The sequence below is a fragment of the Glutamicibacter nicotianae genome (assembly GCF_016907615.1).
Classification (GTDB): domain Bacteria; phylum Actinomycetota; class Actinomycetes; order Actinomycetales; family Micrococcaceae; genus Glutamicibacter; species Glutamicibacter nicotianae.
The window spans coordinates 2,297,293-2,321,670 of sequence record NZ_JAFBCH010000001.1 but is presented as its reverse complement, the minus strand read 5'-3'; the positions used below and the strand labels follow the sequence as shown (position 1 = coordinate 2,321,670).

The window sequence follows — 24,378 nt, the reverse complement described above, 5'->3', positions numbered from 1 at the left end:
CCTAGAGGAAAGGCTAGATTTTCGTTGCCCCGGTCATTCCCTTGGTCGATTCGATGACGGTGGCCATCTTCTTGTTCAGTGCTTCGTAGAACATCGACAGCGGGAATTCGTCGTCCATGACCTGGTCGGTGATTTCGCGCAACGGTGCGGTCAGCGGCAGGGCGTCCGGGCCCTTGGCCCAGACCGAAGCGGGGTTCGGGGTGACGGTGGCCGAAACCAGTTCGTAGGCGGCGAGCCAGTGAGCCAGCTTCGGGCGGTCGATGGACTTCCAGTACAGTTCGTCGATCGCATCCCCCAAGGCTGCAACCACGTCGGGCACCTGATCCCAGTCAATGCTCAGCTTGGTATCGGTCCAGTGCAGCACATGGTGCTGGTGCATCCAGGCGAACAGCAGCTGGCCGCCGAGCCCGTCGTAGTTGCGAACGCGCGAGCCGGTGATGGCGAAGCGGAAGATGCGGTCGAAGATCACCGCGTACTGCACCAGCTTGGCCATTTTGGCGCTTTTCTCATCCGAGTCCGGATTCGCGGCGATCTTCATGCATTCGCGGAACGCGGTCAAATCGCAGCGCAATTCCTCCAGCGAGTACAGGAAGAAGGGCATGCGCTGCTTGATCATGAACGGATCGAACGGCAGGTCGCCACGCATGTGGGTGCGGTCGTGGATCAGGTCCCACATGATGAAAGTTTCTTCGGTCAGGTGCTGGTCTTTGAGCAGCTCTGCTGCGTCCTCAGGCAATTCGAGGTTGGTGATGCGGCTGGCTTCCTGCAGGACCTTGCGGAAGCGCACGGCTTCACGATCCTGGAAGATTGCGCCCCAGGTGAATGAAGGGGTCTCGCGGATCGCTACGGACTCCGGGAAGAGCACGGCGGAATTGGTGTTGTAGCCCTCGGTGAAGTCGATGAAGCGCAGCGGCACGAACAGGGCGTTGGTGTAGTCCTTGGCTTCCAGGTCGGCGATGAACTCGGGCCACATGACCTGCACCAGTACAGCTTCGAGGTGGCGGTTGGTCGAGCCGTTCTGCGTGTACATCGGGAAGAGCACCAGATGCAGCAGGCCGTCGATACGCTGGGTCTGCGGCTGGAACTGCATCAGCGAATCGAGGAAGTCGGGCACGCCGAAGCCGGCATCGGCCCACTGGCGCAGATCCGCGACCAGCTGCTCAAGGTATTCGGCATCGTGCTCGAAGTGCGGGAGCAGGGACCGCACCGACTCAATGATGGACTCAACCAGTTCGGCGGCCTTCGGCGCGAAAGCGGTATCCGCCAAGGAACCGTCCTGCGCCTGCAGGCCTTGGAACTCGGTGGCGGCAGACTTCAGCTTCAGCCAAGCTTCCGAGTTTGCGATCTGCAGTACTTCTGCGTCGGTGGCCGGTACTGGCTTGGAGGAAATCTGAGTCATTTCATACACCTTCTTTTCATGTTTGGGGCAGCGTTCAAGTGCTTACCTTGAACGCTACGCTCAAACAACAGAAAAGGTGATGCTAAGACCTCAGTGCATAAGTAACTCTTGCCCTAAATGTGATCCACGCCTTGCCACCGTCAAAGGCATTAGCCCTGGGCCGGGCGCAGTGTCAGGCTCAAGGAGTTCATGCAGTAACGCAGATCAGTCGGGGTCTTGAACCCTTCGCCCTCGAAAACGTGGCCCATATGCGAATCGCAATTGGCGCAGCGCACCTCGACACGCTTCATGCCCAGGGATTCATCGCTGATGTAGCGCACCCGGTCTTCGGCCAAGGGGGCGAAGAAGGAGGGCCAGCCGCAGCCGGCATCGAACTTCGTGGTGCTGGCGAACAGTTCCGAACCGCAGGCGCGGCAAGAATACACGCCCTCGGTCGTGGTATCCCAGTACTCGCCGGTGAAGGGGCGCTCTGTCCCGGCTTGGCGCAATACATGGAATTCCTCGGGAGAGAGGATCTGCTGCCACTGCACATCGGTGCGCGTGGCCGCATCATCTGGTGACGTTGCTGATTGGTTTACCGATTCATCGCTCATGCAATGTAAAACGCTTGAGCAGGCTGGATGATTCCCGGGCCAGCTCATGGAAAGATGAAAACATGGCTCGGAACATCGTAGATACCTTGCAACCCCGCAGCGCAGTGCCGGCAACCCTGATTGGGGTTGGACTGGGACTGGGTGCCGGTTCCTTGGTTGCCGCCAGTGTCTCAGCGCTCGCCGGATACTTCGCCCGACGCGTAGTGACCCCGGAAGAACGCCGCACCGGCAACAGCATCATCCGTGAAGTCGTCACCGATGCCGAGGGCAAGCTCTGGCTGCATTTCACCAAGGATTCCGATACCAGCGAACCCGGGCCCTGCAGCTTCCTGACCGAATTCGATTCCTGCGCTCTGCGGCTTTCCGTGCCGGAACCGGTCCCGGGCAAACCCCGGCTGGTGGCGCGCAAGATCGAGAAGGTCTACCATGGCACCCTCCAAGGGGTGCGCCGCGGCAACCTGTCCGGTGCCATCTACGAGCATCCCTCCGACCTGGGCTTCGATGCCGAAGATGTCGTGGTGCCGTTGGAAGGGGGAGACGGGCCGGCCTGGCTGGTGCGCGGCTCCGCCAACGAGGACATCTGGGTAATTGGCGTGCACGGCCGCGGTGCCCGGCGCAATGAGACCATCCGTGCGCTGCCTGCCTTGGGCGAACTCGGGGTCACCACGTTGCTGATGAGCTACCGCAATGACGGCTTGGCTCCCGGCGCGCCAGATGGACGCTATGGCCTGGGTGATACCGAATGGCATGACGTGGAAGCGGGCATCCAATTCGCTCTGGACAACGGAGCGAAGCGGATCATCCTGATGGGCTGGTCCATGGGCGGCGCCATCAGCCTGCAAACCGCCGACCGAAGCAAACTCGCCCGCCATATCGATTCGCTCATTCTGGTTGGCCCGGTCATCAATTGGGTCGACGTGCTATCGCATCAGGCTCGGGCCAACAAGATCCCGCAATCCGTGGGCCTGTTCGGCCAGTGGCTGCTGTCCAACAAGGCGGGACGCTGGGTGACCGGACAAGCGGCGCCAGTCAATTTGCGCCGGCTGAATTGGGTGGAGCGTGCGGATGAATTGAAGCTGCCAACGCTGATCATGCACAGCCGCGATGACGAATTCGTGCCCAACGGCCCGAGCCTGAAGCTGGCGGCGCTGCGACCGGACCTGGTCACGCTCAAGACATTTTCCAACGCCGGGCACACCCGCGAACCGAATGTGGATCCGCAGGGCTTCGCGCAGGCGATTACTGGCTTCCTGGGCAAGCGCATGGCATTGCTGGAAACCCTATAGCCGCAGATAGCAAAGGGCCCTGCCCGCGAGATACGGACGATCAACTGATCGCCGGCTCGCAGGCAGGGCCCTTGGCTTGGCTAGCGCAACATCAGCTGGTGGCGATCGGCGCCCAAATGGCACCGGTCGCCTTCGCGGCATCCTGCGGAGCGATCTCCAGGCTGAAGCCGCGACGACCCCCGGAAATGAAGATCGTCTCGAACTGCTGGGCACTGGAATCAATGACGGTATCGGATTTCTGGCGCTGCCCGAACGGGGAAATCCCGCCTAGGACATAGCCGCTGCGCCGCTGCGCGGCAGCCTTGTCGGCCATCTGGGCTTTCTTCTTGCCCAACGCGATGCCGATCGCCTTCAGATCCAGCTTCGAATCCACGGGAACCACCGCCACGGCCAGGTCCTGGGTGGCGTTGGCTCCGGTGGAGACCATCAGGGTCTTGAAGACCCGGTCGCCGCTGGCGCCCAATTGCTCGGCCGCCTCGGCGCCGTAGCTTTCGGCTGAGTCGCTATGCGTGTAGCTGTGCGCCACATAGCCGATACCTGCTGCATCCAGCGCGGCGGTCGCCGGGGTGGACGCGGCCTGCTTCTTCTTGCCCACGTGCCTGGGGATCCTTCTCTGCTGCTAATTCGTTCTGCGCTGCGCTTGGGATTCGGCCCTAGGCGGCCAGCTGCTCTGAAATCTGGCGCTTGATGCGGCCGAGCATGGCCGTCATGCCGCGCATGCGCAACGGCGACAGCGCACGGGTCAGACCCAGCTGCTGGGGCATGTCATCGGGGACCGCGAGAATCTCCGCTGCTTTGGCGCCATCCAGGCCCGCGGCCAGCACCGAGGCGAAACCGCGGGTGGTGGGAGCTTCCGGTGGAGCGGAGAAGAACAGGCCTACCGGGTTATGGGCGTCGGCCGAGACCTCCACGACGAGGAACAGCGGGGACTGGCACTCGACGACCTGCTCGAAAAGCTCGGGATGGTCGGCCAGGCGTGCCGGCAGCTCGGGCAGCTCGCGTGAATACTCCAGCAGCAGCTCCAAGCGGTCAGCCTCGGGAACCTCGGAGAATTCCTCGACGATTTCGTTCAATGCCTCGGGCAGGCTCATGCGCGGGCTCCACGCTGTGCAGGCACCTCGCCGGCAGCTTCGCCGCGGACGATCGGAACGCCTACCGCGTTGCCCCACTCGGTCCAGGAGCCGTCGTAGTTGCGCACGGTTTCGAAGCCCAGCAGGTGCTTGAGCACGAACCAGGTGTGGCTGGAGCGTTCGCCGATGCGGCAGTAGGCCACGACGTCGTCGCCCGGCTTCAGGCCAGCGCCATCAAGATAGATGACCTCCAATTCCTCGCGCGAGCGGAAGGTGCCGTCCTCGGCCGCCGCCTTGGCCCAGGGCACCGATGCGGCGGTGGGGATATGCCCGCCGCGCAGGGCGCCCTCTTCCGGGTAATTCGGCATGTGGGTGCGTTCGCCGGTGTATTCCTCAGGCGAACGCACGTCGATCAGCGGGTTGCCCAGGTGGTTCAGGACCTCCGGGAGGAAGGCACGGATTTCCGAGTCGACGCGCTCGATCACCGGGTATTCGGTCGCGGTGACGGCAGGCTTCTCGGTGCTCAGCTCGCGGCCTTCGGCGATCCACTTGTCGCGGCCGCCATCCATCAGGCGCACGTCTTCGTGGCCGAACAGGGTGAATACCCACAGCGCGTAGGCTGCCCACCAGTTCGACTTGTCGCCGTAGATGACCACGGTCGAATCGCGGGCGATGCCCTTGGCGGCCATCAGCTTCGCGAATCCCTCGCCGTCGACGTAGTCGCGGGTGACCTCGTCGTTCAGCTCGGTGTGCCAGTCGATCTTCAGCGCACCTGGCACGTGGCCGGTGGAATACAGCAAGATGTCTTCATCCGATTCCAGTACTACGAGATTCTCGGCTCCGAGGTTGTCAGCCACCCATTGGGTGGAAACCAGGCGCTCAGGGTGAGCGTAGGCTGCATACTTCTCGTTGGACTCGACGGGCAACGGCATTCCTAATCACGATCCTTGCGGTGTCAGTTTTTGCCGCGCTGGACACAGCGGGCAACGGGCATTGCTTCTAGCCTAGTCCCCATCTGTGGCGAACACAGTGTGGGCTACGACATTTTCGGCAATGAATCGCCGCGTTCAAGGTAAACTGGCCGATGGGCAAGCCACGGCTTCCTAACCATTTCCTGAGCAATCAACTGAAGGACTCCCACAGCCAATGGCGACGATCACCCACCTGAGCGAGACCAAGCCGAATCTTTCAATCGAAGAACTGCTGGCCGGTTTCCACCCGTCCTACCGCTTTGGTGAAGTATCCTTCAATACCTATCGCCCGGATCCCAACCAGCCGTCGCAGGCCGAAGCGGTCACCAAGCTGAAGGCCTTCGCCGAATCGGTGGGCAAGAGCAACTCCGGCTCGTTCCTTTCGAAGCTGTTCGGCAAGAAGAAGGAAACCAAGAACGGCATCTACCTCGATGGCGGCTTCGGCGTGGGCAAGACCCACCTGCTCGCTTCGCTGTGGCATGCGGCTCCAGGCCGCAAGGCCTTCGGCACCTTCGTCGAGTACACCAACCTCGTCGGCGCGCTGTCCTTCCGCCAGACTGTTGAAGTGCTCAGCCAGTACTCGCTGGTATGCATCGATGAGTTCGAGCTGGACGATCCCGGCGACACCGTGCTGATGTCCCGCCTGATGCGCGAGCTGTCCGATGCCGGCGTGAAGCTGGCCGCCACCTCCAACACCCTGCCTGGCGCACTGGGCGAGGGGCGCTTTGCGGCAGTGGACTTCCAGCGCGAGATCAAGACCCTGTCCGAGCAGTTCGACGTGCACCGCGTCGAAGGCGAGGACTTCCGCCACCGCGGCCTGCCCGATGCCCCCGAGCCTCTGGAAGATGCGGACATCGAGGCCTTCGCCCAGGACCGCTACCCGGAAAAGACCCTGGCCGTTGACAACTTCGATGATCTGGTGGCCCACCTCTCGAAGGTGCACCCGTCGCGCTACCGCCAGCTGGTGGCCGAAACCGATGTGCTGGTCCTGCACAACGTGGACACCATCACCGACCAGGCCATTGCCCTGCGCTTCGTGGTTCTTGCCGACCGCCTGTATGACAAGGACGTGCCGATCGTGGCCTCGGGCAAGCCGTTCAGCGAGCTGTTCACCCCGGAAATGATGTCCGGAGGCTACCAGAAGAAATACTTCCGTGCCGTGTCCCGCCTGACTGCTTTGGCCCGCGAGGGCCAGGTCGGCGAACCAGCCATCTAGGCTGGAAAACCTGTTTCTGCCACTTCGTCGTCGAGCGTTGCGCTCGACGATGAAGTGCGTTAAAAGCCCTGCCACCAAGGCCCAGAAGGCACCGCCGATCCCGAAAAGCGTGAGATTTCCGGCAGCGACCAGCACCGTGGCCAGGGCACTCAGCCGCCACGCGCTATCAGCCATCGCCCCGAGCAGGGCATTGGCGAGCGTGGCCAGCAAAGCCAAGCCGGCCGCCGCCTGGAACAGCCCCTCGGGCGAGGCACTGGCCACCGAGACGATCAGCGCGCTCAAGGCCCCGAAGACCAGGTAGAACACGCCTGAACTCGCCGCGGCCCGCCAACGCAGCCGGGGATCAGCGCCGGCTTGCTCCCCGGCAGCCAAGGCCGCGGTGATGGCCGCCAGGTTAATTGCATGTCCGCCGAAGAACGCACCGCCTGCAGAGCCCACGCCGGTCACCAGCATGGTGGATCGCCATGGTGCGGTATATCAGAAGGAACTGAGTACAGCCACTCCCGGGATGTTCTGCGACGCCATGGTCACCACGAACAGCGGAACGCTGATGCTGGCAATCGCTTGCCAAGAGAATTCGGGGCTGACCCACTGCAGCTGCGGCAGCACCTCGATCGCATCCCACGCCGCGGTGCGGCTAATGTGCCAGAGGCCGAAACCCACTGCGGCCAACATGCTCAGGGCAACGGCAAATTTTGGAAGAATCCGAAGCCCGATGAAGAACACCAGCAGAATTCCCAGCGCGGGCAACGGGATGCTGGCCACTGCATTAAAAGGCTTAAGGCACAGCGGGATCAAGACACCCGCGAGCATGCCTTGGGCAATCGGCACCGGAATCCGGGTGAGCAGCCGGTGCAATGACGGCACCAACCCGGCCGACATGATCAGTATTCCTCCGACGATGAATGCCCCCACCGCCTGGTTGAACCCGAACTCCCCAGGCGCCAGCGCGGCGAGCATGGCTGCTCCGGGAGTGGATCAGGCGATGCTGATCGGCAGGCGATGGCGCAGGGACAGCCCAATGGTGCTCAATCCTACGGTGAGGGATAGGACGAGCAAGGCCGACGCAGCCTGTTCGCGCGAGGCGCCGACCGGGAACAATCCGGCCAGGACGACTGCGAAGGATGCAACGAACCCCACCATCGTGGTGATCAATCCTGCAAGGACGGATTGGGAAACGGCATCTCCGGGCGCGGGAGTTTGACGAATCATACGCTTTTTCTACAGGGTGGCACCGGCCGGTCGTAAACCAGAGTGTATTAATTCCACGATGTGACACTAGAGCGAAGGTTAATGCAAAGAAGGTACCGACCTCAGTCGGTACCTTCCATGGATGCTCGGGCAAGCCGAGGGGAGTACTGCGAGGGGATTAGCCCTCGTTGTTCTCGCCTTCGCCTCCACCAAGGCCGTTCAGGTAGTCGTTAGCGCCGTCCTGGACGCCATCTACCTGCTCTGCGAACTTGCCGCCGGTCTTATCATCGATAAAATCGCCAGCCTGCTCGATACCTTGGGATACCTGCTCTGGGTTCTCTTTAGCGAATTCCTCTGCCTTGCCACGCAGATCATCAAATCCTGCCATGCTGCACCTCCATTCGTCTGTGGGAACCCCTTTAGCTCCACAACTATTAACCACCTTAGATGCTCATGTCATCGCTTGGAAGCATAAAATGAAAATTTTCCAAACTATCTAGATATCTTGCTGGTGTCTGTCAAACAGTCCACAGGTTTATTGTTCAAGAGCCGGGCTGCTGGTGGAGGCCGGAAAGAGGATGGTTAAAGCAAAGATGGGAACCACGAAGAGTGATTCCCATCTTTATCATGAGCGGTCAACGAGGTTCGAACTCGCGACCTCAACCTTGGCAAGGTTGCGCTCTACCAGCTGAGCTATGACCGCATGTATTCAATTATTTGGAGCGGTCAACGAGGTTCGAACTCGCGACCTCAACCTTGGCAAGGTTGCGCTCTACCAGCTGAGCTATGACCGCATATATTCAATTATTAGATCCATGGTCTGGTGAACCATGAGTCCGTGCGCGATACTGGGATCGAACCAGTGACCTCTTCCGTGTCAGGGAAGCGCGCTACCGCTGCGCCAATCGCGCCGAAGATCCACAAGGAATCTCGACAGAATCCAAATTCAGAATTTGGATTCACAGAGCGGTCAACGAGGTTCGAACTCGCGACCTCAACCTTGGCAAGGTTGCGCTCTACCAGCTGAGCTATGACCGCATATATTCAATTATTAGATCCATGGTCAGGTGAACCATGAGTCCGTGCGCGATACTGGGATCGAACCAGTGACCTCTTCCGTGTCAGGGAAGCGCGCTACCGCTGCGCCAATCGCGCTAAAAAGATCAAGCAATCTTCATTGCGAGGTGGGGACGGGATTCGAACCCGCGTATACGGCTTTGCAGGCCGCTGCCTCGCCTCTCGGCCACCCCACCATACTGACCGAAGTCAGAATGACTAGTTTTACCTAGTCGGTGAATCTTTTTGCGAGCGGACAACGAGGTTCGAACTCGCGACCTCAACCTTGGCAAGGTTGCGCTCTACCAGCTGAGCTATGTCCGCAAAATTTGTTGTTTACTGAACGTTTCCGTTCGCTCCAACGAGTAAAAACTCTATACGAGTTTTCGAATCCCCACAAATCGAAACGATGAGATCTGGTTCACACGCCCGAAAATCCGCGGAACTACGCGGAAAATTCATTTTTCCGGTACGACTAGGAGCGAAGCATGCCGAACGCGTGCCATGATCGTGTGCATGACGTCACCAAAACTGGCTATTCAAACAGATCTCGGCCGCATGTACTGCCGACAGGTCGGCGGCGAAGCGATTGTCCCATCCATCACCACAGTCATCTCCATGGACAAGCTGGACCTTTCCGGTTGGGCCGGGTACATGGCGGCCAAGGCACTCTCGGACGATCACCGCCTGGTGCACGCAGTGGGGGACCCTCGCCAATTGCGTGCCCTGGTGCGAGATGCAGCCAGTGCTGCCGAGGCCTATCGGGACTCCGCGGCGGCCCGTGGCGATCGGGTGCATAACTACGCTGAGCAGCGAGCACTGCGGGCGCTGGATCTGGAACATGATTTGGAAGCAGCCCAAGCCGCGCTCGAAGCGAACAACGAGTTGGGGTTCGCGCGCCACTTTGACCAATGGTGGGATGACTACAATGTCCAACCCATTGCCGCAGAGGTGACGGTATGGAATCACAGCGTCGGCTACGCGGGCACCATTGACCTGGTCGCAAAGATCGGCGGCCGAACCTGCCTCGTGGACTACAAGACCAAAAACACCGATCGGGACGGCTTCGTCAAGCGCCCCGATGACAAGGTCATCATGCAGCTGGCGGCCGCTTGCAAGGCGGAGGAGCAAGTGGTGGATGCCGAGCGGGGCGCATGGAAAGAGTGGGGATACGGAACCGGCACGATGCTGCTCGCGGTGGCCCTGGGCGAGACCGGCTCGCGGACTTTCATGGCACCGCCGCCGGCGTTGCCCGACTACTGGTCAAAGTTCTATGCCTTGCGGAGGAACTGGGAAGCTGCATTCAAGATTGCCCAGTCGCGTGCCTCACTGGTCGAAATCACGCCGCCAGCTCAGTAAAGCCCTCCCTTCACCGCGTAGACTGGAACGGTTAGCTTTCGGCATTGCGAAACCTAATACCAATATCCACGGCAGGGAAGGTACCAGCGGATTATGGCGATTTTGGGAATTCGGATCATCGGAGACCCCGTTCTACGCACCCCAGCGCAGGAGGTGACCGACTTTGGCCCGGAGCTCCAGAAGCTCGTCGAAGACATGGACCAGACGATGGAAAACGTCACAGGTGCAGGACTCGCCGCACCTCAGGTTGGCGTGTCCCTGCGCGTCTTCACCTACCAAATTGGCGAAGAACGCGGACATATCGTGAATCCGGTGCTGGAGCTCAGCGACGATTACCAGGACGACCAGATAGAAGGCTGCCTGTCCATCCCGGGCATTGCAGCGCCGGTGCGCCGGCGGCGCCACGTCAAGGCGACTGGCTTCGACAAGTTCGGCAATCCGATGGAAATCGAAGGTTCCGACATGCTAGCCCGCTGCTTCCAGCACGAAACAGACCACCTGGACGGCATCCTGTTCCTGGATCGCCTGGAACCAGAAGAAAAGAAAGCGGCGTGGCGCACCTTGCGGGCCAACAACTACTCGCAGACCGCCAGCGCCACAGTGAAAAAACGTTCAGGGGCCCTCGGCTCCAGCTTTGGCGCAGGATTGGGGTTCTAGCTCATGCGTATTTTGTTCGCCGGCACGCCCCAGGTCGCTGTCACTTCCCTGGACTACCTGCACGAAGCCGGCTTTGAAATTGCCGCAGTGCTCACCCGTCCTGATGCTCCGTTGGGTCGCAAACGCGTATTGACTCCCTCGCCGGTAGCTGCCCGAGCCGAGGAACTTGGCCTGCCGATCATCAAGGCCGCCAAGATCACCGAAGAAACTACGGCTGAACTTGCGGCGTTGGACCTTGAAGCCGCGGCCATCGTCGCCTACGGGGGACTAGTGCCAGAAGCGGCCTTGGCCGTCCCAACCCATGGTTGGATCAACCTGCACTTCTCGCTGTTGCCGGACTGGCGGGGCGCAGCTCCGGTGCAGCATTCCATTATCAACGGCGACGACATCACCGGCGCAGTCACCTTCCAGCTGGAAACCGGCCTTGATACCGGACCAGTCTTCGGGCAAGTCACCGAGAGCATCGGTGAGCTGGACACCGCAGGCATCATGCTCGAACGGCTCAGCCGTTCCGGGTCGACGCTGCTGGTGCAGACCCTGCAGGCATTGGCTTCAGGCCAGGCGATCGCTGTTCCGCAGTCCGGATCGCACACCTACGCACCGAAGATTACCGACGTGGATGCGGAACTGGATTTCACCCGGACCGCCACTGAAATCCGCCGGCGCGCCCACGGAACCACTCCTGCCCCTGGTGCCTGGGTCAAGGTCGAGGACAAGCGTTTCAAGTTCGGCCCGCTGCGTGAGCACCGTGAGATCACCGACCTTGCACCGGGCGAAGTGCGCATCGAACCGGGCAAGCAGCCACAGGTGTACATTGGCACCGCCACCTGGGCCCTGCAACCCACCGAAATCCAGCCTCCGGGCAAGAAAATGATGAACGCCAGCGACTGGGCACGAGGAGTGCTCACCCAGGGAACGGAAGTGAGCTTCGCATGAGCGGGCAGGAACCTCGCGGTGGACACCGCGATAACGTACGCCGCAACGAGCAGGGACGTACCCGCAACCGCGGCCAGTCCGGCCCGCGCAAGTATTCAGCCGCCGCACCCGGGCAGCGCAAGCGCGCGGCCGATCCGGCACGCCTGGTAGCTTTCAAGACCCTGCGCGAAGTATCCAGTGCGGATGCCTACGCCAACCTGGTGCTGCCGAAGATGATCCGCGAATACCAGCTCGACCGCCGCGACGCGGGCTTCGCCACCGAACTGGCCTACGGGGCCCTGCGTGGCCAGGGCTTCTACGACGCGATCCTGGCCACCTTGGTCGACCGCCCGCTGGCCGAGCTGGATCCGGCGATCCTCGATGCGCTGCGTCTGGGCGCCCATCAGCTGCTGGCCATGCGCGTGCCCAAGCACGCAGCGTTGGATGAAACCGTGTCGCTGGCCCGTGCGCAAATTGGTGCCGGCCCATCTGGCCTGATCAACGCGGTGCTGCGCCGCGTGTCCGTCCAGGAAGCCGCTGCATGGACCGAACAGCTGGGCAACGCCGCCGCATCGGATTCCGAGCGACTGGCCATTGAGCACTCGCACCCGGACTGGATTGTCCGCGCCCTGCGTGGCGCACTGATTGCCCATGGCCGCGACGCGAGTGAACTTGAAGCCCTGCTGGACGCGGACAACCTGGCCCCGGTGGTGAACCTCGTAGCCTTGCCCGGCCTGGGCGATCTGTCCGGAGCGCTGGAATCCGGCGCAGAGCCAGGCACCCTGCTCGCGGATTCTGCCACCTACAAGCATGGCGACGTCTCGCGTGTGCCTGGTGTCAAGGAAGGCACCGTGCGCGTCCAGGACGCCGGCAGCCAGGTCATGGCCCGCGCCCTGGCTGCTATCGAATTGCCCGAAGCAGGCGAAGACCGCTACTGGCTGGATATGTGCGCAGGTCCAGGCGGCAAGGCGGCACTGCTCGCGGCGATCGCCGTGCAGCGCGACGCCCGCCTGACCGCCAATGAGCCGACCCCGCACCGTGCCCGGCTGGTCGAGAACTCCTTGGATGCTGTGCCGCATGACTACTGGATGGTCACCGGCGAAGACGGACGCATCTTTGGCGACGAGGATTATGCGGGGGACTACGACCGCATCATGGTCGACGCGCCATGCTCCGGCCTGGGTGCACTGCGCCGCCGCCCGGAATCACGCTGGCGCAAGGCGCCGCGGGAGATACCCGAGCTGACCAAATTGCAAGGCGAGCTGCTCGACGCGGCCTTCAACGCCGTGCGGGTCGGAGGAGTCATCGGTTTCGTCACCTGTTCGCCGCATCAGGCGGAAACCCGCCTCGTGGTGGAAGACTTCTTGAAGCGCCACGAAAATGCTGCTCTGCTGGATACCAGCGCTGCCGTTTCCGCGGTGATGCATCAGGACGCCCCACCGGCAGGACACGCGCTGGCCGAGGGCAGCACCGTGCAATTGTGGCCCCATGTGCACGGCACCGATGCCATGTTCATGGCAATCCTGACCAAAAAAGCCTAGCCAAGCCCGAGTATTCCAAGGAGCATCCATGCCTAACGCGCGGATCAACCCGTCGATCTTGTCCGCAGATTTCGCGAACCTTGCCAGCGAGCTGGAACGCATCCACACCGCCGACGCGGTTCACGTGGATGTAATGGACAACCATTTCGTGCCCAACCTGACCCTCGGATTGCCGGTGGTTGATGCGTTGCACAAGGTCAGCAAGCTGCCCATTGACGTGCACCTGATGATCGAGAACGCGGATCGCTGGGCGCCGGAATACGCGCAGCTCGGCGTGGACTCGGTAACTTTCCATGCCGAGGCCTCGGCAGCCCCGATCCGCTTGGCCCGCGAACTGAGGTCGGCCGGCGCCAAAGCCTCCATGGCCCTGCGCCCGGCAACGCCGATCGAACCCTATCTGGATATGCTCGGCGAGCTGGACATGGTTCTGCTGATGACCGTGGAACCAGGTTTCGGCGGACAGAAGTTCCTGGATCTGGTCCTTCCGAAGATCAAGCGCGCCCGCGCAGCCATTGACGGCAGCGGCAAGCCCATTGCCCTGCAGGTCGACGGCGGCATTTCGCGCGACACGATCTTGCGTGCCGCCGAAGCCGGAGCGGATGTCTTCGTTGCCGGTTCCGCGGTGTACTCGGCAGAAGAGCCATCGGTGGAAATCGACGTATTACGCAATCTCGCGCTGGGTGGTCACTAAGACCCCGCGAAGTGTGCCAGAATGTTTTCAGTAAACACGAATACGTGCTCCGGGGTCGGTGAAAGTCCGAACCGGCGGTCATAGTCCGCGACCCGCAACCAAAGCCACAAGCTGAGGGAACGGTTGAACTGGTGGAATTCCAGTACCGACAGTTAAAGTCTGGATGGGAGAAGCACGAATTTGATATGCCTTTTGGTACTGACGGTAGCCCGCACAGGGGCTATCTTCTAAAGCAGAGCCACAGGCCCATCAAATGCACACCCCCGGAGCCGCCGCTTCGAGAAGGGTGGAATGATGGATTTCCTGCGGTGGCTCATTGAAGCTTTCAACTCACAAATTGCGATCGGCTCGTCGGCACTGCTGGTGCGCGAAGTCGTAGGCAATATCTTCGGCCTGGCCAGCGCCGTGGGCGGCATGCGCCGCAAAGTCTGGGCCTGGCCCATTGGCATAGTCGGCAACCTCCTGCTGCTGACAGTCTTCCTGGGCAGCATTTTCGATACCGGCTACACAGCCAATCTCTGGGGCCAAGCAGGCCGCCAAATCATGTTCATTGCCGTGTCAGTCTTCGGCTGGTACCGCTGGAAGCAGGCTAAGGACGGCACCGGCAGCGCGGTGACCCCGCAATGGGCGTCTGGCAAGACCCGACTGGGCCTGATTGCCGTGCTGATCCTCGGCACCGTCGCACTGACCCCTATCTTCCGCATGCTCGGATCCTATGAGCCGGTCTGGGCGGATGCCTGGACCTTCGTAGGCTCGTTGCTCGCGACCTACGGCATGGCCAAGGGCTGGGTGGAATTCTGGCTGATCTGGGTTGCCGTGGACGCAGTGGGCGTGCCCCTGCTGTTCTCCGCCGGATACTACGCCAGCGCCTTCATGTACCTGTTCTACGGCGCATTCACCCTGGTCGGCTTCTTCGTCTGGGCCAATTCCAAGCGCGGTGCCAAACCCCAAATCGAAACCGAAATGCTCGATCCGACTATTTCGCGCAAACGCTGAAAGGGGATAGCACCATGATCACGACTCAGCAGCTCGACGCGGCATTGCGCACTGCGCTGGAAACCGCCGGTCGCGGCCACCGCGGAGCCAACCCGCTGGTTGGCGCCTGCGTTTTGGATGCAGAAGGAAATATCATTGCCACTGGTTTCCATATCGGTGCCGGGCACCCGCACGCCGAGATCGACGCACTGCGCCGACTGGGCAAGATGCCTGCGGCCAAGGCCCGCGAGCTGACGATGGTAGTAACCCTCGAACCATGCAACCACACCGGCCGAACCGGTCCCTGCGCCCAGGCCATCGTGGAAGCCGGCATTGGCCACGTGTACTACGCTGTCCCCGACAACACCGCCGCCAGCGGAGGCGCCGACTACCTGCGCAGCCACGGAACCCAGGCCACCCAGCTGGCTGATTCCTCCGCCGCGAAGCAGCTGAACCACCGCTGGTTCATCGCCAAGGAGGAGGGCCGGCCGTTCATCACAGTCAAGATCGCGCAGTCGCTCGACGGCCGGATCAATGCACCGGACGGCACGAGCCAGTGGATCACGTCCACGGCGTCGCGCAATCACGCGCACGCCCTGCGCTCGCGAGTCGATGGCATCCTCGTCGGCACCAGCACCGCGATCATCGACAACCCGCGGTTGACCGCCCGAACCCCCGATGGCCAGTTGCATGAGCGCCAGCCCTTCCGGCTGGTCATGGGCGAGCGGGATCTGCCGGCTGATCTGGCGCTCGCCCAGGGTGATGACTGGGCGCAGGTCCGCAGCCACGACGTGCACGAGGTTATCGCCCGGGCCAATGAGCTAGGCCTGGCCCATCTGCTTGTTGAAGGCGGCGCCACAGTCGCCTCGGCCTTCATCGCGGCCGATCTGGCCGACGAGATCTACTGCTACCAGGCGCCGCTGCTGATCGGCGCAGGCAGCTCATCGGTCAACATGCCGAACACGACCACCCTTGCCGATGCGCGGCGCTTCCGGCTGGATTCGGCCAGCAACGAGTCTTTGACCAGGCTGAGCGACGACATTGCCCTGCATCTGGAACCGCTGCCCCGCGACTGATCGCCGGCAATCCCAAAATTTTCAAGGAGTAAACATGTTCACCGGAATTGTCACCGGCCAAGGCATCATCGAAGGCATCGAGACCTTCACCGGCAAGGACCTGGCAGTATTGACCCTGCGCGCCCCGGGCCACACCGACAACCTGGGTCTGGGCGGCTCACTGGCCGTCAACGGGGTCTGCCTGACCGCCACCGAGATGGAAGGAGAAAAGCTCAGCGTCGACGTCATGGGCGAAACCCTGCGCCGCACCACGATCGGCGCCTTGAAGACCGGCGACAAGGTCAACCTGGAACGCTGCACCCCGGCCGGCGGCAGGCTCGACGGACACGTGGTGCAGGGCCATGTGGATACCGTCGGCACGGTGCTGGCCCGCGAGGACCACGGCCAGTGGACCACCTTCCGCATCGGCATCGACGACGCGTACGCGCCGCTGACCGCTGAAAAGGGCTCCATTGCGCTGGACGGCATCTCGCTGACCATCACCGCGGTCTCCCCGGCAGCCGGTGCAGGCAACCACTGGGTCGAGGTCGGCATCATCCCGATCACCTTTGCCGAAACCACCATGGGCACCCGACAAGTCGGCGACAAGATCAATATCGAGGTCGACGTGCTCGCCAAGTACGTGGCACGCCTGAACGAATTCGGAGGCCAGCAGTAATGGCTACGTCAACGCTTGATTCCATCCCAACCGCGCTGGCGGCCCTTGCCGCGGGTCGTGCAGTTGTCGTTGTCGACGACGAGGACCGCGAGAACGAAGGCGACATCATCTTCGCCGCCCAGCACGCCACGGCCGAGCTGATGGCCTTCACCATCCGCTACACTTCGGGCGTGATCTGCGTGCCGCTCAGCGCCCAACGTGCCGACGCGCTGCGCCTGGCACCCATGGTCGGCATCAACCAGGACGCCAAGGGAACCGCTTTCACCGTCACCTGCGATGCCGCCGAAGGCATCACCACAGGCATTTCAGCTGCCGATCGTGCATTGACCAGCCGCCTGCTGGCCGACCCGGCTACCCAGCCGGCCCAGCTCTCCCGCCCGGGCCACATCTTCCCGCTGCGCGCCGCCGCTGGGGGAGTGCTTGAACGCCGGGGCCACACCGAAGCGGCAGTTGACCTGTGCCAGGCCGCCGGGCTGGAACCGGTGGGCGTGATCGGCGAGATCACCAAGGACGACGGCGAAATGATGCGCCTTGATGACCTGCGGGTCTTCGCCGCTGAACACGGCCTGCCGTTGATCTCCATCGACGACCTGGCCCGCTGGCGCCGGGTCAACGACGAGATCGAGCTGACCGACCCGATCAAGCTGCCTACTGCGTTCGGGGAATTCACCGCCAGAGCAGCCACCGCAGAGAACCACGAGCACATCGTGCTCAGCCATGAAGGTCCCAACGGCGCCGAGCCGGGCAACCTGGTGCGCATCCATTCGGAGTGCCTCACCGGGGACATCTTCGGCTCCTACCGTTGCGACTGCGGCGAACAGTTGCATGCCTCGTTGGAAGCCATCGCCCGCGAAGGCGGCCACGTCATCTACATCCGCGGGCATGAAGGCCGTGGCATCGGGCTGGCCAACAAGCTGCGCGCCTACGCGTTGCAGGAAGACGGCATGGACACCCTGGACGCCAACCTGCATTTGGGCTTCCCGGCCGACGCACGCGAGTACTTCGCCGTCGCCGCGATCCTCAAGGCCATGGGCCTGGACGAGATCCGCTTGCTGAGCAACAACCCTGACAAGCAGCAACAACTGAACGGCGCGGGAATCAAGGTGGCCGAGCTGGTCGGCCTGCAGATCGCGCCGCGCGAGCAGAACTCCGCCTACCTGCGCACCAAGCAGACCCGCTTCGGCCACCATCTGGACCTGCCCGATACCGACGATGGCCAGCAGCCCGACGCCTACCACGGCGCCTGAAAACGACGAATCCAGAAGAACCAAGGAGCATCAAGATGAGCAAGCATGGCGCACCAACGGATGTCAGCGAACAGCTGAAGACCCTGGCCAGTGACGAGAAGTTCTCCCAGCTGAAGGTGGCCATCGTGGCAGCCAGCTGGCATGAGGTGATCATGAACGGACTGATCGACGGAGCCCAGCGTGCCGCCAAGGACGCCGGCCTGGAATCCAGCACCACCCTGATTCGGGTACCGGGCACTTTCGAGTTGCCGGTCGCGGCTTCCACCCTCGCAGGGGACTACGACGCGGTCATCGCGCTGGGTGTGGTCATCCGCGGCGGAACTCCGCACTTCGACTATGTCTGCATGGCAGCCACCAATGGCTTAACCAATGTGAGTGTGGACACCAAAACCCCTATTGGTTTCGGCGTGCTCACCTGCGATAACGAAGAGCAGGCCCTGGACCGCGCTGGCTTGGAGAACTCCAGTGAGGACAAGGGCTACGAAGCATACTCGGCTGCCGTCATGACAGTAGCCGCACTGCCGTAGCAGCGGGGCGGCCCTGTCACAAAGGGCCACCAGAATACGGCACCGGAAAAGAAAACAGCTAGGATTGGTTCTGTGAAAACTTTTGACGAGCTCTTCAGCGAACTATCGCTCAAGGCACAATCCCGCCCGGAAGGCTCACGTACCGTCACCGAACTCGACTCTGGTGTCCACGGCATCGGCAAGAAGATCGTCGAGGAAGCCGCCGAAGTTTGGATGGCTGCGGAGTACGAAACCGATGAGGCCGCGGCGGAGGAAATCTCCCAATTGCTGTACCACCTGCAGGTTCTCATGATCGCCAAGGGCATGACCTTGGCCGACGTTTACAAGCATCTATAGCCGTCGCGCGACTGCGGCCTGATCCACTTCAGATCAGGCCGCAGTCAACGCACGGCGGCAGAAACAACGGCCAACGAATTAATCCTTGGCGCTTGTTTATGGCTAATCGCCGCAGCGCCATTCATGACGAAACGAGTCAAAAATGCTCCGCGTAGCCCTACCCAACAAGGGTGCCTTGTCCGAAATCGCTTCCACCATGTTCAAGGAAGCCGGCTACCTCCAGCGCCGCGATTCCCGCGAACTGGTCCTGGTCGACGAGGACAACCAAGTTGAATTCTTCTATCTGCGTCCCCGCGACATTGCTGTCTATGTCGGCCGCGGAATCCTGGACGTAGGCATCACCGGCCGCGACCTGTACCTCGATGCAGACGTCGACGACGCTGTCGAAGAGCAACTTTCGCTGGGCATCGGAAAGTCGACCTTCCGCTTCGCTGCCCCGGTTGGCGCGTTCAACGATGCCCAGCAGCTCAACGGCAAGCGCATTGCCACCAGCTACGACGTGCTGCTGCGCCACTACCTCGAGAAGTCCGGCATCGAAGCTTCGATCGTTCGCCTTGATGGCGCCATCGAGTCCTCTGTCCGCCTGGGCGTAGCAGATGCCATTGCCGACGTCGTAGAAACCGGCAACACCATCAAGGCCGCCGGCATGGAGATCTTCGGCGATCCGCTGCTGAACTCCGAAGCGGTCATGATCGGCCGGGTCGGGCACAAGCCATCCGGCCTGGATGTGCTGATCCGCCGCCTCAATGGCGTGCTCGTCGCCCGCCAGTACGTCATGCTCGACTACGACGTACGCCGCGAGCTGGCTGACAAGGCCTGTGCACTGACCCCAGGCCTGGAATCGCCAACCGTGTCGGACCTTGCCAACTCCGAGTGGGTCGCAGTGCGCGCCATGGTCAAGAAATCGCAGACCAACAACATCATGGACGAGCTGTACGACGTTGGCGCGCGCGCCATCCTGGTCAGCCAGATCCACGCCTGCCGCATCTAACGAGACAAGGAAAATCCGCTGATGAGCGTTGCAATTCGTGTTATTCCTTGCCTCGATGTCGATGCCGGACGCGTCGTCAAGGGTGTCAACTTCGCGGGCCTTCGCGATGCTGGCGATCCAGTCGAGCTTGCCCGCCGCTACAACGACGCAGGCGCCGACGAGCTGACCTTCCTCGATGTCACCGCATCCAGTTCGGACCGTGAAACCACCTACGAAGTGGTCCGTCACACCGCAGAAGAAGTCTTCATCCCGCTGACCGTGGGCGGTGGCGTCCGCACTGCTGAAGACGTCGATCGGCTGCTACGCAATGGTGCCGACAAAGCCTCGATCAATACCGCGGCGGTGAACCGTCCCGAGGTTATCAACGAGATCACCCAGCGCTTCGGCTCCCAGGTGCTCGTGCTGTCCCTGGACGCGCGCCGCACCGATGATCCGTCGATCGCATCGGGCTACGAGGTCACTACCCATGGCGGTCGTACGGGCACCGGCATGTGCGCCGTCGCCTGGGCCAAGGAAGCTGCCGAACGAGGCGTGGGGGAGATCCTGCTGAACTCGATCGATGCTGACGGGACCAAGGATGGTTTCGATCTGGAAATGATCCGTGCGGTTCGCGCCGAGGTTTCGGTCCCGCTGATCGCCTCGGGCGGCGCGGGTAAGCCAGAGGACTTCCCTCCAGCGATTGAAGCCGGTGCTGACGCTGTCTTGGCCGCATCGATTTTCCACTTCGGTCCAAAGGACATGATCGCCAAGGTTAAGCAAGCCATCCGCGAAGCTGGTTACCCAGTTCGCTAGGATCCAAGCATGAGGCCCAGCACCACATGGCGCTGGGCCTCATGCTGTACTCGGCTAATCGTTGGCAATGAGCTCCTTCTCAGTGCGCCAAACGTCGATTTCAATCGGTGTGCTTGCGACGGCGGCTTGACCGGGTATGGCCTGCCATGGGCCTCCATCGACGCTGAATTCTCCCCGGTAGAGAGTCGTTACTCCTACCTTGAACGTGCCAGTCTCGCTATAAGAGTGACTCGTAGGGGTTTCATCTCTCAAAGTATGGTTCGGTGCAGGTTCGCCGGGAAAACTTAGATTTCGAGTGGTCCCATCACCATAGTTCCAATTCCATTGAATCGGAATCGCCTTGATCTTTATGTTGGATCCCGACAAGTTCGAGTTAAATACTTGAGTCTCACGAGATGCCCAGAAATGAGAATGACCATTTCTTAGAGAGAAAGTGATTGGAGAGCTTTCTACCTTCGACCCCTTAATTGGGAACGATCGGAAAGCTTCGAGAGTGACTCGCGGTTCTTCTATAAAAGACCCATCTGGTAGGTCTTCAGGAATTGGATCTTCAGGGCATAGCGAGAATTGCCTAACGAGTTCGCCGTCAAGTGAAATTATCTGCCGTGTGATTGGACGCGAACCATCAGGGCAGGCGGGCCGATCGGGGTTTGAGTTGCATCCGGTTGTGTCACGATTCCCGGTGTGGCACTCGTAGAAATCCCTAATTTTAAAACGTGGTTTCGGTTTGCTGACGACTTCGTCCCTTTTAGGTGACGTTGGTGGGGTGTTCCACTCCTTAAAATCATCCGATTTTGGGGACTGGCATTCCGAATAGTTGTGCTCGGCATTTGTCTCAGTGAGCTCTGTTTGATCAAGTTGTTGGCATGTGCGCGTAAATACTGTCTCTGGCTGCAAGCTGAGGCCAGGCGAAGCGAGAAATGCATAGATTAGTATTTCGCATGCCAAGGTTCGAATAATCATTTGGAGGACTTTTCAATGTCAATTATGTAGACTTTCCAGCCGGAATCGTATGCCATTCCTAACCCAGCTACTTTCGAAGGGCGCTTATCTTTGCTCGATTCAAGCTCGTTGGGCTTGATATAGAAATCTGCTGATTCAACTTCAAAACGGACAGTAACGATGGCCTTGTCACTGGACGATTTATAGCTGTCAACGACTTCGTAAATGTGTTCCCCGCCAACCTGCCATTTGCCACTAATCTGAGCACGGCCCGCGGGGTCAATGAGTGATTTACCGCAGATTTCACATTCACGAGTCGTGGATTTTTTCAACGGCTCAGCATCATTGGTTTGTATGACGTAATTAATTAGTTCGAAGTAGTACTCCGCAAAGGCAGCGGCACCCTCTTCAGAATTCTTTTTGGCTGCAGCTGGCAGATTGGGGACAGGGACATTTTTAGCTGGGCCATTCGCCGATGCCGGTTCATATTTATCAGTTTCACTCGCCGAGGGGGAAACTGACTTAGGCGATGTCGCCGAGGGAGCTGCTTCGACAGTCGACGCTGAGCTGGTTGGTTCCTCAGCGTTCCCTGTGCTGCAGCCTGACAGTGCGAGTGCAACTGCAGCAACCGACGCGATAACTGCAACTTTCCGAGATTCCATCCGAACTCTCCATGATCATCGGGAATGGGAGGTTGTGCGCAATCCTATGCCGGTGTTTCAAGAAAGTGGAGAGTTTTCGATGAATCTGTGGAAAACTTGCCACAGCCTATTTCAGATTCTCTGTGAACTTCCGCCACTATTGATACTGCTCATACGTGCAGAGAGCAACCTCCTGGCCATCGGCTGCCGGCATGGCTTCAGCGCAGAACTGAGCAGTGTGACTGGTTTGAATGTATCCAAGCTCAAGTGTCGCGCGGCGTCGCTGAAGGTGGATCATCAAGCGAGACATCAGAGACCTTCCACCCGGTGTCGGTATACTCAAGTCCTATGGTGATCTCACCCAGATTCTTTTCTTCGAACGAATTGACTTCCTGATCTGGACGCAGCAGGTAGCCTTCGGACAAGGTGAGTTCTCCCATCAGGTAGGCCTTGTCGCTGTCGACCCGGACAATGTAGTTCACGTGCAGGAAATGGTAGCCCCCGATCTGGATGTCTTCTGGCCCCGTTCTCAAGTCATCTTGCTCTTGGAACCTCTTCCAGCATCGCTCTGCTTCGCATGTGCCGGTAACAATTGGCACGAAGTCGGCGGGGGTGCGATAAATGATTTCTTCATCGAGCAATTGGAAGAAGCGCCTTGCGGCTTCTCGCGCCCCATAATCCGTTTTTTCATGCAAGATGCTTGCCGAATCTGAAGGGTCCGGTTCGCTGGGTGGCGTCGTCTCCACTGTATTGGGATTAGCCGGCGATGCAGCCGAAGATGCGGGTTCGTCCGGTGCAATGGACATGAACAACGCCGATATCAAGGCGATCAGGACGAAAGCGGGGACTGCGGCAATGGCTGCACTGGAGCCGTGGCGAATAACCTTGTGCGCGTTCATGTTCAAGCTCCGAGGCCGTTGGATATCGATTGCTCGAAATCCTAGGCCTGTGCGAAACGAACATGGACGGCCCACCCACGAATGTGGATAACCGGGGGAGTGCTACAGCCCCGGCTTGAATCCCTTGACGATTTCCAATGCGGTTTCGCCGCCCTCGAACAAGACGAGGCTCTGGTCGATGCGGCCGAACGAATACATCATCAGCTCGGTAACCGGTCCGGTAATGGACACGGCGTTCGGCGCCTTCTTGGCAACATGGCGCTGTCCATCGGGACGCGTGAGAATAATGCCGATGGGCGCGTGGCGGAACAGCAGCCGGGACATGCGGGTCAGCGACTGCCAGAGCAGTTCTGTGTACTCCTTGTCCAGCACCCGCGGAGCCCATTGGCCGCGGGCCCGGCGAACATCCTCGGTATGGATGAAGAACTCCGAGAGGTTCGCCGACTGGTTGACCTTGTCGATGGCGAACGGCGAGAACGCGGGCGGACCCGAGCGGAAGCTGCGGACCAATTTCGCGTAGCCTTCCGGGGTCTGCGCCGCGACCACCATCTGGTTCAGTTTCGCTTCAAGCTTCTTGGAAAGCGGCTTGAAGAACGTGCCGGCGGAAAGCAGCGAGCTTTCGCGCAACACGAGGTGCGCGGCGAGATGGCGGGTTTGCCAACCGTCGCAAAGGGTGTCGGCGGTAGGTCCTGCCGCAAGCAGGGTCTCGGCCAACGCAAGTCTGGAAGCCTGAACTAAGTGCATCACTTCTGAAACTAGCACGCTGCAACTGACTAATTGTGCAAGGCGAGAGTGGTGTCGCCCAGTCGGCATGGCGCGTCGACGAGCGGTACGTCACAGGTCTCAGGATTCCGCGGAAAACCAGTATGCTAATGGGGATGCCTACTTCTAACGACGGCTCGATTCCGAGCCCTGAATCCCACAGCCTCGACCCGGAGATCGCCTCTCGCCTCAAGCGCGATGCCAATGGCCTGTTTGCCGCCATCGCGCAGCAGTACGATTCCGGGAAGGTCTTGATGCTCGGCTGGATGGACGATGAAGCGCTGCACCGCACGCTGACCACCGGCCGGGTCACCTTCTATTCGCGTTCCCGCCAGGAGTACTGGCGCAAGGGCGACACCTCCGGCCACTACCAGTTCGTGAAGGCCGTGGCCCTCGACTGCGACGGCGACGCGCTGCTCGTCCAGGTCGACCAGGTGGGCGCCGCTTGCCACACCGGCACCGAATCCTGCTTCACCGATCGCGAATTGCCGGCCGTGGTGGGCCACCGTCCCGAGTAGGACTGCCGACGCACCGGCACCCGCAGCAGGCGAGGGCCGAGAATTGAGCACTCAGCTGCGCGTTGCAGC

General features: G+C 60.9%; 26 protein-coding genes, 7 tRNA genes, 1 pseudogene and 1 riboswitch. Of the genes and pseudogenes, 16 read left to right on the top strand and 18 right to left on the bottom strand.

Going from position 1 to position 24,378, the window contains the following annotated elements; genetic code table 11:
* Positions 1 to 13: 13 nt before the first annotated feature.
* On the bottom strand, positions 14 to 1,399 hold the full coding sequence (locus JOE62_RS11115; RefSeq protein ID WP_204722392.1) for a DUF6421 family protein: 1,386 nt from the start codon (positions 1,397 to 1,399) through the stop codon (positions 14 to 16).
* Between the two features lie 149 nt (positions 1,400 to 1,548).
* A complete protein-coding gene (msrB, locus tag JOE62_RS11110) occupies positions 1,549 to 1,992 on the bottom strand; it encodes a peptide-methionine (R)-S-oxide reductase MsrB (protein ID WP_204722391.1) in 444 nt (147 codons plus the stop codon).
* 62 nt (positions 1,993 to 2,054) lie between these two features.
* On the opposite strand from msrB, the gene JOE62_RS11105 reads away from it, so the two are divergent.
* Positions 2,055 to 3,278 (top strand): alpha/beta hydrolase family protein, encoded by a 1,224-nt coding sequence (locus tag JOE62_RS11105; protein ID WP_204722390.1) that lies wholly within the window; start codon positions 2,055 to 2,057, stop codon positions 3,276 to 3,278.
* Between the two features lie 91 nt (positions 3,279 to 3,369).
* Here the strand turns inward: JOE62_RS11105 and ybaK are convergent, their stop codons facing one another.
* The 3 genes from ybaK to JOE62_RS11090 are packed head-to-tail and all read right to left on the bottom strand — an operon-like array spanning position 3,370 to position 5,280.
* A complete protein-coding gene (ybaK, locus tag JOE62_RS11100) occupies positions 3,370 to 3,873 on the bottom strand; it encodes a Cys-tRNA(Pro) deacylase (protein ID WP_204722389.1) in 504 nt (167 codons plus the stop codon).
* Positions 3,874 to 3,931: 58 nt separating this feature from the next.
* Entirely contained in the window at positions 3,932 to 4,369 is a 438-nt protein-coding gene (locus tag JOE62_RS11095) for a SufE family protein (protein ID WP_204722388.1), read from the bottom strand.
* Entirely contained in the window at positions 4,366 to 5,280 is a 915-nt protein-coding gene (locus tag JOE62_RS11090; protein ID WP_204722387.1) for a sulfurtransferase, read from the bottom strand. The genes JOE62_RS11095 and JOE62_RS11090 overlap by 4 nt, the downstream gene beginning before the upstream one ends.
* A gap of 214 nt (positions 5,281 to 5,494) precedes the next feature.
* Between JOE62_RS11090 and zapE the strand changes: the two genes are divergently transcribed.
* The gene (gene zapE, locus JOE62_RS11085; RefSeq protein ID WP_204722386.1) at positions 5,495 to 6,535 is read left to right on the top strand and encodes a cell division protein ZapE; all 1,041 of its coding nucleotides are present in this window, start codon (positions 5,495 to 5,497) and stop codon (positions 6,533 to 6,535) included.
* A gap of 111 nt (positions 6,536 to 6,646) precedes the next feature.
* On the opposite strand, the pseudogene JOE62_RS11080 reads toward zapE, so the two are convergent.
* The 9 genes and pseudogenes from JOE62_RS11080 to JOE62_RS11040 all read right to left on the bottom strand — a co-directional run.
* A pseudogene (locus JOE62_RS11080) lies at positions 6,647 to 7,678 on the bottom strand (benzoate/H(+) symporter BenE family transporter); the annotation flags it as partial.
* 226 nt (positions 7,679 to 7,904) lie between these two features.
* The gene (locus JOE62_RS11075; RefSeq protein ID WP_038991825.1) at positions 7,905 to 8,114 is read right to left on the bottom strand and encodes an antitoxin; all 210 of its coding nucleotides are present in this window, start codon (positions 8,112 to 8,114) and stop codon (positions 7,905 to 7,907) included.
* A gap of 242 nt (positions 8,115 to 8,356) precedes the next feature.
* A tRNA-Gly gene (locus JOE62_RS11070) sits at positions 8,357 to 8,429 on the bottom strand.
* A 15-nt stretch (positions 8,430 to 8,444) separates the two neighbouring features.
* A tRNA-Gly gene (locus tag JOE62_RS11065) sits at positions 8,445 to 8,520 on the bottom strand.
* Positions 8,521 to 8,565: 45 nt separating this feature from the next.
* Positions 8,566 to 8,637 (bottom strand) — tRNA-Val (locus JOE62_RS11060).
* A 54-nt stretch (positions 8,638 to 8,691) separates the two neighbouring features.
* Positions 8,692 to 8,764, bottom strand: a tRNA-Gly gene (locus JOE62_RS11055).
* A gap of 45 nt (positions 8,765 to 8,809) precedes the next feature.
* A tRNA-Val gene (locus JOE62_RS11050) sits at positions 8,810 to 8,881 on the bottom strand.
* Between the two features lie 27 nt (positions 8,882 to 8,908).
* Positions 8,909 to 8,979 (bottom strand) — tRNA-Cys (locus JOE62_RS11045).
* Between the two features lie 54 nt (positions 8,980 to 9,033).
* A tRNA-Gly gene (locus JOE62_RS11040) sits at positions 9,034 to 9,106 on the bottom strand.
* 192 nt (positions 9,107 to 9,298) lie between these two features.
* Between JOE62_RS11040 and JOE62_RS11035 the strand changes: the two genes are divergently transcribed.
* From JOE62_RS11035 to hisF, 13 genes are all read left to right on the top strand, one after another.
* Positions 9,299 to 10,141 carry a PD-(D/E)XK nuclease family protein gene (locus JOE62_RS11035; protein WP_239543342.1) on the top strand — a complete coding sequence of 281 codons (843 nt, stop codon included), beginning with the start codon at positions 9,299 to 9,301 and terminating at the stop codon, positions 10,139 to 10,141.
* A gap of 93 nt (positions 10,142 to 10,234) precedes the next feature.
* Positions 10,235 to 10,798 (top strand): peptide deformylase, encoded by a 564-nt coding sequence (gene def, locus JOE62_RS11030; protein WP_204722385.1) that lies wholly within the window; start codon positions 10,235 to 10,237, stop codon positions 10,796 to 10,798.
* 3 nt (positions 10,799 to 10,801) lie between these two features.
* Positions 10,802 to 11,734, top strand: coding sequence for a methionyl-tRNA formyltransferase (fmt, locus tag JOE62_RS11025; RefSeq protein ID WP_204722384.1), 933 nt, complete (start codon positions 10,802 to 10,804; stop codon positions 11,732 to 11,734).
* Positions 11,731 to 13,254 carry an RsmB/NOP family class I SAM-dependent RNA methyltransferase gene (locus JOE62_RS11020; RefSeq protein ID WP_204722383.1) on the top strand — a complete coding sequence of 508 codons (1,524 nt, stop codon included), beginning with the start codon at positions 11,731 to 11,733 and terminating at the stop codon, positions 13,252 to 13,254. The genes fmt and JOE62_RS11020 overlap by 4 nt, the downstream gene beginning before the upstream one ends.
* 28 nt (positions 13,255 to 13,282) lie before the next feature.
* Positions 13,283 to 13,945: a ribulose-phosphate 3-epimerase gene (gene rpe / locus JOE62_RS11015; protein WP_121866976.1), complete on the top strand. Its 663-nt coding sequence runs from the start codon at positions 13,283 to 13,285 to the stop codon at positions 13,943 to 13,945.
* Positions 13,946 to 13,986: 41 nt separating this feature from the next.
* Positions 13,987 to 14,124, top strand: a riboswitch (FMN riboswitch).
* Positions 14,125 to 14,239: 115 nt separating this feature from the next.
* Positions 14,240 to 14,941, top strand: coding sequence for a nicotinamide riboside transporter PnuC (pnuC, locus tag JOE62_RS11010; RefSeq protein WP_038991902.1), 702 nt, complete (start codon positions 14,240 to 14,242; stop codon positions 14,939 to 14,941).
* Between the two features lie 14 nt (positions 14,942 to 14,955).
* The gene (ribD, locus tag JOE62_RS11005) at positions 14,956 to 15,996 is read left to right on the top strand and encodes a bifunctional diaminohydroxyphosphoribosylaminopyrimidine deaminase/5-amino-6-(5-phosphoribosylamino)uracil reductase RibD (protein WP_204722382.1); all 1,041 of its coding nucleotides are present in this window, start codon (positions 14,956 to 14,958) and stop codon (positions 15,994 to 15,996) included.
* Positions 15,997 to 16,030: 34 nt separating this feature from the next.
* Positions 16,031 to 16,654 (top strand): riboflavin synthase, encoded by a 624-nt coding sequence (locus JOE62_RS11000; protein ID WP_204722381.1) that lies wholly within the window; start codon positions 16,031 to 16,033, stop codon positions 16,652 to 16,654.
* A complete protein-coding gene (ribB, locus tag JOE62_RS10995; protein WP_204722380.1) occupies positions 16,654 to 17,901 on the top strand; it encodes a 3,4-dihydroxy-2-butanone-4-phosphate synthase in 1,248 nt (415 codons plus the stop codon). The genes JOE62_RS11000 and ribB overlap by 1 nt, the downstream gene beginning before the upstream one ends.
* Positions 17,902 to 17,936: 35 nt before the next feature.
* Positions 17,937 to 18,428 (top strand): 6,7-dimethyl-8-ribityllumazine synthase, encoded by a 492-nt coding sequence (ribH, locus tag JOE62_RS10990; RefSeq protein WP_204722379.1) that lies wholly within the window; start codon positions 17,937 to 17,939, stop codon positions 18,426 to 18,428.
* 72 nt (positions 18,429 to 18,500) lie between these two features.
* On the top strand, positions 18,501 to 18,764 hold the full coding sequence (locus JOE62_RS10985) for a phosphoribosyl-ATP diphosphatase (protein WP_038991810.1): 264 nt from the start codon (positions 18,501 to 18,503) through the stop codon (positions 18,762 to 18,764).
* Positions 18,765 to 18,906: 142 nt separating this feature from the next.
* Positions 18,907 to 19,755 (top strand): ATP phosphoribosyltransferase, encoded by an 849-nt coding sequence (hisG, locus tag JOE62_RS10980; protein ID WP_038991809.1) that lies wholly within the window; start codon positions 18,907 to 18,909, stop codon positions 19,753 to 19,755.
* Between the two features lie 21 nt (positions 19,756 to 19,776).
* A complete protein-coding gene (hisF, locus tag JOE62_RS10975) occupies positions 19,777 to 20,547 on the top strand; it encodes an imidazole glycerol phosphate synthase subunit HisF (RefSeq protein WP_121866973.1) in 771 nt (256 codons plus the stop codon).
* 54 nt (positions 20,548 to 20,601) lie between these two features.
* On the opposite strand, the gene JOE62_RS10970 is transcribed toward hisF, so the two are convergent.
* The 4 genes from JOE62_RS10970 to JOE62_RS10955 form a co-directional block, all read right to left on the bottom strand.
* Entirely contained in the window at positions 20,602 to 21,510 is a 909-nt protein-coding gene (locus tag JOE62_RS10970) for a PKD domain-containing protein (RefSeq protein WP_204722378.1), read from the bottom strand.
* Entirely contained in the window at positions 21,507 to 22,151 is a 645-nt protein-coding gene (locus JOE62_RS10965; RefSeq protein ID WP_204722377.1) for a DUF6318 family protein, read from the bottom strand. The genes JOE62_RS10970 and JOE62_RS10965 overlap by 4 nt, the downstream gene beginning before the upstream one ends.
* Positions 22,152 to 22,393: 242 nt before the next feature.
* Positions 22,394 to 23,029 carry a hypothetical protein gene (locus JOE62_RS10960; RefSeq protein ID WP_204722376.1) on the bottom strand — a complete coding sequence of 212 codons (636 nt, stop codon included), beginning with the start codon at positions 23,027 to 23,029 and terminating at the stop codon, positions 22,394 to 22,396.
* Positions 23,030 to 23,131: 102 nt separating this feature from the next.
* Positions 23,132 to 23,773 (bottom strand): TIGR03085 family metal-binding protein, encoded by a 642-nt coding sequence (locus JOE62_RS10955; RefSeq protein WP_038991805.1) that lies wholly within the window; start codon positions 23,771 to 23,773, stop codon positions 23,132 to 23,134.
* 134 nt (positions 23,774 to 23,907) lie between these two features.
* Between JOE62_RS10955 and hisI the strand changes: the two genes are divergently transcribed.
* Positions 23,908 to 24,309 carry a phosphoribosyl-AMP cyclohydrolase gene (gene hisI, locus JOE62_RS10950; RefSeq protein WP_204722375.1) on the top strand — a complete coding sequence of 134 codons (402 nt, stop codon included), beginning with the start codon at positions 23,908 to 23,910 and terminating at the stop codon, positions 24,307 to 24,309.
* Positions 24,310 to 24,378 lie beyond the last annotated feature (69 nt).

Coding starts and splice junctions, on each gene's coding strand:
- JOE62_RS11035 (WP_239543342.1), top strand. CDS start 9,299: ATGACGTCACCAAAACTGGCTATTCAAACAGATCTCGGCCGCATGTAC.
- rpe (WP_121866976.1), top strand. CDS start 13,283: ATGCCTAACGCGCGGATCAACCCGTCGATCTTGTCCGCAGATTTCGCG.
- hisF (WP_121866973.1), top strand. CDS start 19,777: ATGAGCGTTGCAATTCGTGTTATTCCTTGCCTCGATGTCGATGCCGGA.
- ribH (WP_204722379.1), top strand. CDS start 17,937: ATGAGCAAGCATGGCGCACCAACGGATGTCAGCGAACAGCTGAAGACC.
- JOE62_RS10970 (WP_204722378.1), bottom strand. CDS start 21,510: ATGATTATTCGAACCTTGGCATGCGAAATACTAATCTATGCATTTCTC.
- JOE62_RS11000 (WP_204722381.1), top strand. CDS start 16,031: ATGTTCACCGGAATTGTCACCGGCCAAGGCATCATCGAAGGCATCGAG.
- JOE62_RS11075 (WP_038991825.1), bottom strand. CDS start 8,114: ATGGCAGGATTTGATGATCTGCGTGGCAAGGCAGAGGAATTCGCTAAA.
- hisI (WP_204722375.1), top strand. CDS start 23,908: ATGCCTACTTCTAACGACGGCTCGATTCCGAGCCCTGAATCCCACAGC.
- ribD (WP_204722382.1), top strand. CDS start 14,956: ATGATCACGACTCAGCAGCTCGACGCGGCATTGCGCACTGCGCTGGAA.
- JOE62_RS11115 (WP_204722392.1), bottom strand. CDS start 1,399: ATGACTCAGATTTCCTCCAAGCCAGTACCGGCCACCGACGCAGAAGTA.
- msrB (WP_204722391.1), bottom strand. CDS start 1,992: ATGAGCGATGAATCGGTAAACCAATCAGCAACGTCACCAGATGATGCG.
- zapE (WP_204722386.1), top strand. CDS start 5,495: ATGGCGACGATCACCCACCTGAGCGAGACCAAGCCGAATCTTTCAATC.
- JOE62_RS11105 (WP_204722390.1), top strand. CDS start 2,055: ATGGCTCGGAACATCGTAGATACCTTGCAACCCCGCAGCGCAGTGCCG.
- JOE62_RS11090 (WP_204722387.1), bottom strand. CDS start 5,280: ATGCCGTTGCCCGTCGAGTCCAACGAGAAGTATGCAGCCTACGCTCAC.
- hisG (WP_038991809.1), top strand. CDS start 18,907: ATGCTCCGCGTAGCCCTACCCAACAAGGGTGCCTTGTCCGAAATCGCT.
- JOE62_RS11095 (WP_204722388.1), bottom strand. CDS start 4,369: ATGAGCCTGCCCGAGGCATTGAACGAAATCGTCGAGGAATTCTCCGAG.
- def (WP_204722385.1), top strand. CDS start 10,235: ATGGCGATTTTGGGAATTCGGATCATCGGAGACCCCGTTCTACGCACC.
- pnuC (WP_038991902.1), top strand. CDS start 14,240: ATGGATTTCCTGCGGTGGCTCATTGAAGCTTTCAACTCACAAATTGCG.
- JOE62_RS11020 (WP_204722383.1), top strand. CDS start 11,731: ATGAGCGGGCAGGAACCTCGCGGTGGACACCGCGATAACGTACGCCGC.
- ribB (WP_204722380.1), top strand. CDS start 16,654: ATGGCTACGTCAACGCTTGATTCCATCCCAACCGCGCTGGCGGCCCTT.
- fmt (WP_204722384.1), top strand. CDS start 10,802: ATGCGTATTTTGTTCGCCGGCACGCCCCAGGTCGCTGTCACTTCCCTG.
- JOE62_RS10965 (WP_204722377.1), bottom strand. CDS start 22,151: ATGGAATCTCGGAAAGTTGCAGTTATCGCGTCGGTTGCTGCAGTTGCA.
- JOE62_RS10955 (WP_038991805.1), bottom strand. CDS start 23,773: ATGCACTTAGTTCAGGCTTCCAGACTTGCGTTGGCCGAGACCCTGCTT.
- JOE62_RS10960 (WP_204722376.1), bottom strand. CDS start 23,029: ATGAACGCGCACAAGGTTATTCGCCACGGCTCCAGTGCAGCCATTGCC.